Raw genomic sequence first — 8,307 nt, 5'->3', positions numbered from 1 at the left:
GGCAGCCCACTCCGCCTGCTTCTCCATGGCCTTCAGCCATGCCCTGGCCCAGGCCGGCCACGCGCCGGAGGAAGTCAACACCAAGGCTGACGTCACCTTCGTGCCGGGCACCGGCATCACCGGCAGCCACCTGACGATGTCTGCCCGCATCCCAGGAATTTCCGAAGACGAGTTCCAGAAGATCGCTGCCGAGGCCAAGGTCGGCTGCCCCGTTTCCGGCGCCCTTGCCAGCATCGACATCACCTTGGACGCTACGCTCGAGGCCTGAACCGCTTCCCGCGCTGGCACTAAAAAGCCCTGCCTGGCCGTTCCGGCCAGGCAGGGCTTTTCCGTTCTGCGGGGTTACCTGCCCTTACCGCGTGGCGGCAGCGGCGCAGGCCGGAGCCGGCGGTAGCCTTCGCGTGCCGGCGGACGGTCGGTGGGAAGCTCCTGCACCATCTCCTTGAGTGCCCCAATGCCGTATTCCAGCTGGGGATCCCGACCGGCTGCATAGGCGTGCGGCGGATAGGTGACCTCAATGTCCGGGTCCACGCCGTAGTTCTCGACGCTCCAGCCCACACCGCCGCCGAACCAGGTAGCGTACCGCGGCTGGGTGACACTGGTGCCGTCTGCCAGGGCAAACCTGTTGTCGATGCCCACCACGCCGCCCCAGGTGCGCGTTCCGATCACGGGACCGATGCCCCGCAGCTTTGACACCTGGGTGATGATGTCACCGTCCGACCCGGCAAACTCATCGGCAAGGATGATGACCGGCCCGCGCGGCGCGTGGTGCGGGTAAGTCCGGGGCTTCTCAGCCCGCGGCATGCTCCAGCCGGTGACCTTACGGCCGATCAGTTCAGCCACAAGCTGGGAGGTGTGCCCGCCGCGGTTGCGCCGCACGTCCACAATGAGGCCGTCCAACGCCGTTTCGGTGTCGAGGTCACGGTGGAGCTGGGCCCAGCCGTTGGCCATCATGTCCGGGATGTGCAGGTATCCGAAGGTGCCGCCCGAGGCCTCCCGGACGGTCCTCCGGTTTGAAGCAACCCATTCCTGGTACCGCAGGCGCTCCTCGTCCTTGACGGGGACGACCGCGACCCGCCGCTGCCTGCCGGCTCCGTCGCCGTGCGCTCCGCCGTTGAGGAGTGTCAGCTCCACCGGCCGGGCGGCCGCCCCCACCAGCTGCATCGCCGGGGTCACGGTTCCGGACAGCGGAACGCCGTCGATGGCCAGGAGGACGTCTCCGGCCTTGGCACCGACACCGGGCCGCGTCAGGGGCGACGTTGCGAGGGGGTCCGATGACTCACCGGCAAGGATGTGGGTGATCTCCCAGCCCGCCGCTGTAAGGGCAAGGTCAGCCCCAAGCCGGCCCTGGCCATGGCTTCCGTTCTCCGTGACGGGTGCGGGCCGGACATAGGCGTGGGAGGTACCCAGCTCACCGTGCAGTTCCCACAGGAGGTCCACCAGGTCGTCGTGGGAACCCAGCCGGTCAACCAGCGGACGGTAGCGCTTATGGATGGACTCCCAGTCCTGCCCTGCCATGTCCTCGGTCCAGAAGAAGTCGCGCTGCAGGCGCCATGCCTCGTCGAAGGCCTGGCCCCACACGCTCAGCGGGTCCATCATTACCCGGATCCGACCAAGGTCCACCTTGACCAGCTCGCCTGATTCCTCGTCAGCCTTCTTGTCCGCCGGTACAACGCTGACCTGTTTGTCGGAGATCAGCACCACTTTGGTGCGGTCGCCGGAGAGCCGGAAGCTGTCCAGCCCTTCCACGAGCGTGGACTGTTTGCGGCGGGCGAGGTCGAAGCGGGTAAGGCTGGGGCGGGCATCCTTGTCGTCCTGATGGGCTTTGCCGTCACCGGTGACTCCGGCGAGGGCCCAGTCGAGCCACAGCAGTGCCCCGTCGGCTGCCTTCAGGGACGTGTAGTTGCCCTGGGGTACGGGGACGCCGATGACGCGGTGGGCGAGCCCCTCGGGATCCACCCTGACGTCCGGCACTGCTGCCGCAGCTTCCTGCTTCGGTTCCCCGGCTCCGTCGCCCGCCGCGGCTTCCCCAGCGTCCGGATCCACCGACGGACCAAACGGCGACGGCGTGTCAGCCGCCAGTGCCACGAGGTACGGCTTAATGGGGCTGGGGAAGGAGAGGTCAAAGGAGTGCCCGTCGTAGACGGGGTCGAAGCTGCGGTTGGAGAGGAACGCCAGGAACTTACCGTCCGGGGTAAAAGCCGGCGAGGTGTCGCAGAAGCGCCCATCGGTGACGTCCACCAGGCCGGAGCCAAGATCCGTTACCTTGGCCAGCCGGAGCCGGCTGCGCGAACCGAAGGAGGTGACGGGTTCGGACCAGACCAGCCATTGGGAATCCGCTGACCAAGCAAGATCCGTGACGGTGCCTTCACCGATGCTGGCCACCACTGTCAGTTCCCCCGTCCGGGTGTTGGCCGCGTAGACCTCGCCTAAGGACGTACCCAGCGCAAGCCAGTCACCGTCCGGGCTGGCCTCAAGGGAGCTGGTGCGGGTGGGGCGGGGGAAAGCGATGCGGGTTGCTGCTGCGGGAGCAGGAGCCCCGGCAGCTGGGGGGGCGTTCTCCGGCGCGACGTCAGCCTGCTGGTCATCCCTGACCGCGGGAGCGGGACCGGCTCCTGCCAGGACCGCAGCCCCGGCGGCCGGAACAGGCTGCGGTAAGGCTACGGCGGCTGTGTCCCGTCCGGGCCCTGAAGCAGTACCGCTGCTTGGCCCTCCGGCGGGCGTGGATGTCCCCACGACGCCTGCTTCCGTTGTTCTGCCGGGCACCGGCGCGGCAACGTCCTTGACGTACAGGGCTTCGACGCCGTCGTGGTCCGCCACGTAGGCCAGCCGCCCGTTGCCAAGAGGCCTGGGAAGGCGGGCACGGACGCCCGGCGTTGCTTCAATGATCCGGGAAGGCCCGTCTTTGTGCCGCAGCCAGTGGATGGTGCCGTGCGCTTCGACTGCGCTGGCCGCCCCGGCGCCGTCCGGGACTGCCGCGGCAAGGTGCTTGCTGGTGTTGAGCAGTGCCGGGCGCCGCGACTGGGAAGCAGAGCCCAGCGTGATCTCCAGCCGCACGGGGTCGGAACCAAGATCAGCAAGAACCCAGAGCTCGCCCGCGGACTCGAAGATGATGCGCTTGCCGTCGGAGGCGGCATGCCGCACGTAGAAGTCCTCGTGGTCCGTGTGCCTGTGCAGGTCTTTTCCATTGGGAAGGACCGAGTACAGGTTGCCGTAACCCTCGTGGTCGGACAGGAATGCGATCCGGCCGTCCACCCACATGGGATCAGCGAAGTTGCCGTCAAGGTCGGGGAGCAGGCGTTCAAATTCACCGTTGCCGTCGTTGTCCAGCCAGAGCTTTCCTGCGGTGCCTCCGCGGTAGCGCTTCCACCAGGCGGGTTCGCGTGACAGCACGCTCCCCACCACCACCGGGCGCTCGTCACCCACTTCGGGGCCGAAGGCGACCGACTCCACCGGGCCGAACGGCAGTTCCTCGGCCCAGCCGCCCTCAATGGGCACGCTGTAGGCGTGCGTGTGGCGGCTTTCGGCCTGGCGGAAGGCACTGGTGACCACGACGGAGCCCTTGGCGGTGAAGCCCTTTACCCGGGTGGTTCCGTGGCCGAAGTAGGTCAGCTGCCGATAGTCGCCGCCGTCCACCGCTGCGGACACCACCTCCGGCGCTGTTCCCTGCACCACGGTCCACACCAGCCTCTGTCCGTCCGGGGTGAAGCGGGGATTGCGGGCGGGCAGCTGCAGCGAGGAGACGCGCCAGGCACGCCCTCCGCCCAGGGGCGCAATCCACACGTCATCCTCAGCCACGAAGGTGACCAGATCGCCGTGCAGATGCGGGAAACGGAAGTAACTCGAAAAGGTCATCGTTTGATCATAGTCAACCCCCGCTAACCCCTGTTGGAGGTGCCTGCTCCGCCGCCGCCGTGGTGTGATGGACCCCATGCGCATAGTCATCGCCGGCGCCTCCGGCCTGATCGGTACCCACATGTCGGCCACCTTCCGCGGCGCCGGCCACGACGTCGTGTCCCTGGTCCGGCGGGAGCCGAGGGCGGCAACGGAAGTCCAGTGGAACCCGGCCGCCGGGGAACTTGACCCGAAGGCACTGGCCGGAGCCGACGCCGTCGTCAATCTCTCCGGTGCCGGCATCGGAGACAGGCCTTGGACGCGCAGGCGCGTTGATGAACTTCTCAGGTCGCGGCTGGACTCCACGCGGACGCTCACCCATGCCATGCGGCAACTTGGTTCCCCGCCCCCTGTCTTCATCAGCCAATCCGGCGCAAATTACTACGGCGACGCCGGCAACACAGTACTGCGGGAAAACGCTCCGCAGGGAGCCGGCGCCCTCGCCCGGATCTGTGGCGAGTGGGAAGCGGCAGCAGCCACCGCTCCCCCGGGTGTGCGGGTGGTGGTTCCGCGGACCGCGGTGGTCCTTAGCCGTTCCGGCGGTGCCCTCGGCAGGCTGCTCCCCCTGATCCGGCTGGGGGTTGGCGGACCGCTCGGAAACGGCCGCCAGTACTGGCCATGGATCACCCTTCCGGACGTTTCGGCAGCTTTCCTCTTCCTGTTGGAGTCCCCGCTGTCCGGGCCGGTCAACCTCTGCGCCCCCGAGGACACAGACATGAACGCCCTGGTGGCTGCGCTGGCCGGAGCCCTCCACCGCCCCGCCGCGCTGCGGGTTCCGGCCCCGGTACTGCGCCTGGTGATGCGCGATCTTGCCGACGAACTGCTTCTCGCCAGCCAGCGCATGGAACCCGCCCTGCTGTCGTCTGCCGGTTTCGCCTGGCAGCATCCCACGCTCGCCCAGGCGGCGCAGTGGGTAGCCGGCAGAGAGTAGGATTCTGCCTCGCCGCCCGGGGGCAGCCGGCATCAGGTGCCGGGAAGGATGTCGGTGACCCGCCATCTGCCGTCCTCCCGGACCAGTACCAGGCGAAGCCGTTGCCCGGCGCCGGCCTCTCCCCTGGCGCTCACGACACCCTGGGCATCCTTTTCCTCGTAGGCGGACGAGGCTGATGTAACGGCAACCACGGCGCCGGCTTCGGTTCCGCCCTCCTCCGCCTGCACCTGTGACAGCGTGGTGGAGAAGCCGGACAGGACGCGGCCGGATTGGCGCAGCAGCCCGCTGATTCCAATATCTGCTGCCGCCGCAGCCGAGCCATGCTGGTTCACCTCATCGAGGAGTTCCAGCCTTCCCGTGCTGAGGGCAAGCGACCTCAGCACCGCGAGGCCGTGGACCGCCACGCCGGGATCGGGTGATGCCGCCTGCTGCCTGGCTGCCTTCACTGGATCGGCGTGCTGGCGTGTTTCCGCAGGAAGAAAGTCGGGAACGCTGGTTGTGTTTGCCCCAGCAGCCGCCTCCGCCGGGGAATCCGGTCCGGTGGCGGTGACCCCCGCGCCGGACAGCCACCAGGCTGCAGCAACTGCCGCAGCAGTTGCCCCGGCAAGAGCGATCCGCCGCACCTGCCAGCCACCCCGCGCGGAGGCGTGCCGCCCTTTCCCCTGGTTCCCAGGGCGGGCCGGAGGCATGACTGCCTTCGCCTCAAGGAAGGGCAGCTTTCCCGGGGCAACGAACAGGCCTGACCATTTCGACGTCGTCAGCCGGCGCCGCAGTCCGCGGACCCGTTCGCCGAGCCGGCGTGGAGTTGGTGCCTGCAGGCGGGTTACCAGTTCCGGCAGGACTGTTGGGTGGACTGCAGGCGCGAGGTCCAGCGGCAGGGGTGATGCGCTCCGGTAGACGGCTGTGGCGAGGGAGGCGGCGGTAGGCCGGAGCCTCCGGTCCTCGTTCAGGCCGGACTCCAGGGCAGCGGCGAGTTCCCGGGGGACCTCCGGAAGCAGGAGGGACAAGGGCGGGCGCTCCGCCGTCCGCTGCGGAGGCAGGCCGGTGAGGCAGAACCAGCCGAGCGCTGCCGCCGAATAGACGTCACGTTCGGGCTGAAGGCCTGCCCGAACTGCGTCCACCGGCGCCGGATCCATAAATCCGGGTGTGCCTGCACCGGTTGCAGAGCCAGGATCACCCAGCATCCGGGCGATGCCGACGTCGGACAGCATCGGTTTGCCCTGGGCCGTAAAAAGGACGTTGCCCGGGGAGACGTCGCCATGGGTGAACCCTTTGCCGTGCAAATACGCCAAGGCCTGGGCGATGGGCGTCAGCACCGTCACGGTTTCCCCCACGCCGAGTTTGCCCCTGGCAGCTACCAGGCCGGCGAGGGAGCCGCCTGGTGCGTAGTCCATAATCAGTGCGGCGGGTCCCTCCGCAGCCAGCAGCACACTGTCGTGGGCCTTGATGAGGTGCGGATGGTTCAGGGCGGACAGGATGCGGATCTCACGCCGGATGCCTTCTTCGGTCATCACCGCTCCACGTGATGACCTTCGGGCAGGCGGACTGAAGTACTTCAGGGCGAACTCCCGGCCGCTCCGTTCCTCCCGGAGCAACCAGACAGTGGAACTGCCGCCACGGCCCAGCAACCGCCCCACTGCATAGCCGGAGGCCGTCATCCCCTGCAAATCTTCCATGACCTATGTCTAGTCGAATACGGGGGATGCGCGCAGAAGTTATCCACAGGGGCGGAGCCCCCAGCCGCCAGTGCCCGGGGGTGCACGGTGAGCTTAAGCACTAAACCCGGTGCATGGCTGCCCAAGGTCTAAGCTGGATGCCATGACTCTTGAGTTTTCACAGCTGGGTCTTGCTCCGGACTTTGTCGACTACACCCGCGGTTGGGCCATTCAGAGCGAACTCCACGACGACGTCGTCGCCGGAAAGGCCCCGAGCACTGTACTCCTCCTCGAACATGCCCCGGTCTACACGGCCGGTAAGCGGACAGAGGATCACGAGCGGCCCTTCGACGGCACGCCGGTGGTCCCGGTGGACCGCGGCGGCAAGCTCACCTGGCATGGCCCTGGCCAGCTCGTGGGGTATCCCATCATCAAGCTGAAGAACCGGGCAGGGATTCGCGACTACGTTGAACGCCTCGAGTCGGTCATCATCAACGTCCTTGCCGACTACGGCATCCAGGCAGTGCGGATAAAGGGCCGGGCAGGGGTCTGGATCGCAGCAGACGCGAAGGGCCCGGACAGGAAGATTGCCGCCATCGGCATCCGCGTCCATGAGGGAGTCACCATGCACGGGTTCGCCATCAACTGCAATAACGATCTTGCCCCGTACGCGCAGATCATTGCCTGTGGAATAACCGATGCCGGCGTAACAACCATCACCCAGGAAACCGGTTATGACATCTCCCCGGCTGGGCTCGTTTCAAGAATCACCGAAGAACTGCGCAAGAATGAAGACGCCCTGGTCGCTACCCCCGAAGGAGCTCTACTGTGACATTGGCACCTGAAGGCCGGAAGCTTTTGCGCGTTGAACAGCGCAACTCTGCTGTTCCGGTGGAGCGGAAGCCGGACTGGATCAAGGCCAAGGTCCAGATGGGGCCGGAGTTCGTCCAGCTCAAGAACCTGGTGAAGAAGGAAGGCCTGCACACGGTGTGTGAGGAGGCCGGCTGCCCCAACATCTTTGAGTGCTGGGAGGACAAGGAAGCCACGTTCCTGATCGGCGGGTCCGAGTGCACCCGGCGGTGTGATTTCTGCCAGATCGATACCGGCAAGCCCTCCCCGGTGGACAGGTTCGAACCGACCAAGGTGGCCAGGTCGGTGCAGGCGATGCAGTTGCGCTACGCCACCGTCACCGGCGTGGCCCGCGATGACCTTGAGGACGAGGGCGTGTGGCTGTACGCCGAGACGGTCCGCAAGATCCACGAACTGAACCCCGGCACCGGCGTGGAACTGCTGATCCCTGACTTCTCCGGCAAACCCGAACACATCGCCGCGATCTGCGACTCCAAGCCGGAGGTGTTCGCGCACAACGTCGAGACCGTGCCCAGGATTTTCAAGCGGATCCGGCCGGCGTTCCGGTATGAGCGGTCCCTGGATGTGATCACGCAGGGCCGGAACCTGGGCATGGTGACCAAGTCCAACCTGATCCTGGGCATGGGCGAAACCCGCGAAGAGATCTCCGAAGCATTGCGGGACCTGCACGAGGCCGGCTGTGACCTGATCACCATCACCCAGTACCTGCGCCCGAGTGAGCGGCACCTGCCGGTGGACCGGTGGGTCAAGCCGCAGGAATTCGTGGATCTCCAGGACGAGGCCACCGAGATCGGTTTCCTCGGCGTGATGTCCGGGCCGCTGGTCCGCTCCTCCTACCGCGCCGGCCGGCTCTGGGCCACCGCGATGCGCAAGAAAGGCTGGGAAATCCCCGCCGAACTCGCGCACATCGAGTCCTCCGGCACCACCCGCCAGGAAGCCAGCTCCCTCCTCGCCGCC

General features: G+C 67.1%; 6 protein-coding genes. 4 read left to right on the top strand and 2 right to left on the bottom strand.

The genetic code is table 11. The annotated features are described in order from the left end of the window. On the top strand, positions 1-268 hold a 268-nt coding region (locus AC5RWX_RS27525; RefSeq protein WP_494099436.1), incomplete at its 5' end, for an OsmC family peroxiredoxin. A gap of 74 nt (positions 269-342) precedes the next feature. Here AC5RWX_RS27525 and AC5RWX_RS27520 read toward each other — a convergent pair. Continuing rightward, a complete protein-coding gene (locus AC5RWX_RS27520; RefSeq protein WP_494099435.1) occupies positions 343-3,855 on the bottom strand; it encodes a S41 family peptidase in 3,513 nt (1,170 codons plus the stop codon). A 76-nt stretch (positions 3,856-3,931) separates the two neighbouring features. Here AC5RWX_RS27520 and AC5RWX_RS27515 point away from each other — a divergent pair, with 76 nt between their 5' ends. Beyond that, complete coding sequence (locus tag AC5RWX_RS27515; RefSeq protein WP_494099434.1) at positions 3,932-4,825, top strand: TIGR01777 family oxidoreductase; 894 nt, start codon at positions 3,932-3,934, stop codon at positions 4,823-4,825. 32 nt (positions 4,826-4,857) lie between these two features. Here the strand turns inward: AC5RWX_RS27515 and AC5RWX_RS27510 are convergent, their stop codons facing one another. Further along, positions 4,858-6,501 carry a serine/threonine-protein kinase gene (locus AC5RWX_RS27510; RefSeq protein WP_494099433.1) on the bottom strand — a complete coding sequence of 548 codons (1,644 nt, stop codon included), beginning with the start codon at positions 6,499-6,501 and terminating at the stop codon, positions 4,858-4,860. A gap of 142 nt (positions 6,502-6,643) precedes the next feature. Here AC5RWX_RS27510 and lipB point away from each other — a divergent pair, with 142 nt between their 5' ends. Both lipB and lipA read left to right on the top strand, forming a co-directional pair. Next, positions 6,644-7,312 carry a lipoyl(octanoyl) transferase LipB gene (gene lipB, locus AC5RWX_RS27505; RefSeq protein WP_494099432.1) on the top strand — a complete coding sequence of 223 codons (669 nt, stop codon included), beginning with the start codon at positions 6,644-6,646 and terminating at the stop codon, positions 7,310-7,312. Next, the coding region (lipA, locus tag AC5RWX_RS27500; protein WP_494099431.1) for a lipoyl synthase at positions 7,309-8,307 on the top strand (999 nt) is incomplete at its 3' end. The genes lipB and lipA, both read left to right, overlap by 4 nt.

It is taken from the genome of Arthrobacter sp. SPT-J7, from assembly GCF_059089965.1.
The sequence above is the reverse complement of the archived record's forward strand: the minus strand, read 5'-3'. Positions and strand labels throughout refer to the sequence as shown.